The following is a 1991-nucleotide window of genomic DNA, read 5'->3' as shown; positions in this document are numbered from 1 at the left end:
GCTATTACAGCTTTCAGATTACATGAAGGAAAATGTCCCTGAAGGAGTGGAGACTGACTGGATTTACTGATATAGATCCAAGATACTGATTTGGGATGCTAGAATTGACCGGAGGGTCTCCCCTCCGGTTTTTTGATTTCTGGAGGTGTAGTTCTGAGAATCTTGATTGTCGAAGATGAAGAGACGATATCTGCTTTTCTCCAAAAGGGTTTGAGAGAAGAGGGATTCGTAGTTGACTCCGCAAAGGATGGAAATGAAGCGATACGACTATCGTCATCCAATCCGTATGACGTAATTATACTGGATGTTCTCTTGCCTATTAAAAACGGGTTTGAAGTTTGCAGCGAACTTAGAGCCAGCGGCAACCACACTCCGGTCCTTATGCTCACGGCTCTTGACTCCGTAGATGAAAGAGTAAAGGGACTAAACACTGGGGCGGACGACTATCTTGTGAAACCCTTTGCCTTCAAGGAGCTTCTTGCGAGAGTGAACGCGTTGCTCAGGAGACCCCGAGAAAGTTTCGACAGGGTCCTGAGAGTTAGCGATCTGTCTATAGATACCGTTTCTCATACCGTCAAGCGTGGCGACAAGGAGATAGAACTTTCGCCAAAAGAGTATCGCCTTTTGGAGCATTTGGCGAGGAATGCACATCAGGTGTTGAGCAGAACTCAGATTGCTGAAAGCGTCTGGGATCAGGACTTCTTCAGTGATTCTAATGTAGTAGATGTCTACATCAGGTATTTGAGAAAGAAGATAGACGACCCGTTCCCTACGAAACTCATCAATACTGTGAGAGGATTCGGTTACAAGCTAGGTTGATAGAATGAAGAAACTACTTCCGATACGGATAAAGTTAACCCTCTGGTATGTTCTCTTTCTTGGTGTGATTTTATTTGCTTTCAGCATTCTCATCTACATGATTTTGAGTGCTCAACTGCACAGCGAAACAGATTCTTCGCTGAGAATTGTCTCTTCACAGCTATTGGCGAACATAGAGATTGTTCAGAACTATCCAGTATTCAAAAAGACGGTCGAAATGGATTCGCTAACCAACAGGCTTCTGGCAGAGGGTTTTGCCGTAAGACTCATGGACAATTCTGGAAGCATAGTAGAGGGTTTTGGACCGTTTGGAATACTGAAAGCCTCGATAGATTTGACTGACAAAGAGTTTTCAAGCGTTTCGACCTCCGTTGGAGTTTGGAGAATCTTCACCCTGCAGATAGGTCAATGGGGATGGATACAAGTGGGCGAATCTCTTTCAAGCGTCAGGGTTGCACTGTTTCGTTTATCAAGCTCATGATGTTGATTGGCCCTACAATAATCATTCTTGCAGTAGTTGGGGGCTTCTATTTGGCGAAGAAATCACTGGAACCCGTTGAAAGAATCACGCTTCTCGCAGAGGAAATCAGTGTTGAAAAGCTCAATAAGAGGTTGAATCTCACCCTCCCGGATGATGAACTGGGTCATCTCGCCAGTACATTCGACGGAATGCTCGAAAGGCTCGAGGAATCTGTGAAGAAACAGAGACAATTTACATCTGACGCCGCTCACGAGCTCAGGACACCGCTAACGGCAATCAGAAGCATAGTGGATGTTACGCTTCATAGAGATCGCAGTTCCGAGGAATATGTAAGTGCTCTTTTGCAGATTCAGAACGAAATAGAGAGGTTGAGCAGCGTAATAGACGATCTGCTAATTATTACAAGGCTGGAGAATACTCTTCCGAAAAGGGAATTTGCGGTCTTTTCTGTGAGCGCTCTAATCTGGGAGGTTCTGGAAACGATGATGGTTCTCGCGAAGGAAAAGAATATCGAGATCGAAACCGACTTACAGGAGAACCTAGAGATAGCAGGTGATCGAAAGCATCTGTCGAGAGCTGTGTTCAATCTTGTGGACAACGCAATAAAGTACACGCCTGAAAACGGCAAGATAAGAATTGCGGCAAAACTTAGTGAATCTAAAGAGAGGATCGAGATAATCGTTGAAGATAA

General features: G+C 44.7%; 3 protein-coding genes. All 3 read left to right on the top strand.

Annotated elements, in window-relative coordinates; genetic code table 11:
* Nucleotides 1-153 precede the first annotated feature (153 nt).
* Complete coding sequence (locus BG32_RS07420; RefSeq protein WP_039882337.1) at nucleotides 154-819, top strand: response regulator transcription factor; 666 nt, start codon at nucleotides 154-156, stop codon at nucleotides 817-819.
* Between the two features lie 4 nt (nucleotides 820-823).
* Nucleotides 824-1300 carry a hypothetical protein gene (locus BG32_RS16440; RefSeq protein ID WP_259459594.1) on the top strand — a complete coding sequence of 159 codons (477 nt, stop codon included), beginning with the start codon at nucleotides 824-826 and terminating at the stop codon, nucleotides 1298-1300.
* Nucleotides 1228-1991, top strand: a 764-nt coding sequence (locus BG32_RS07415; RefSeq protein ID WP_259459593.1) for a histidine kinase dimerization/phospho-acceptor domain-containing protein, incomplete at its 3' end; no start/stop codon positions are given. The genes BG32_RS16440 and BG32_RS07415, both read left to right, overlap by 73 nt.

It is taken from the genome of Mesotoga sp. HF07.pep.5.2.highcov (assembly GCF_003666285.1).
In the GTDB taxonomy this organism is placed as follows: domain Bacteria; phylum Thermotogota; class Thermotogae; order Petrotogales; family Kosmotogaceae; genus Mesotoga; species Mesotoga prima.
This window is presented reverse-complemented; position numbering and strand designations above follow the sequence as displayed.

What these genes read in the sequence shown, in the direction of transcription:
- BG32_RS16440 (WP_259459594.1), top strand. Translation starts at nt 824, where the DNA reads ATGAAGAAACTACTTCCGATACGGATAAAGTTAACCCTCTGGTATGTT.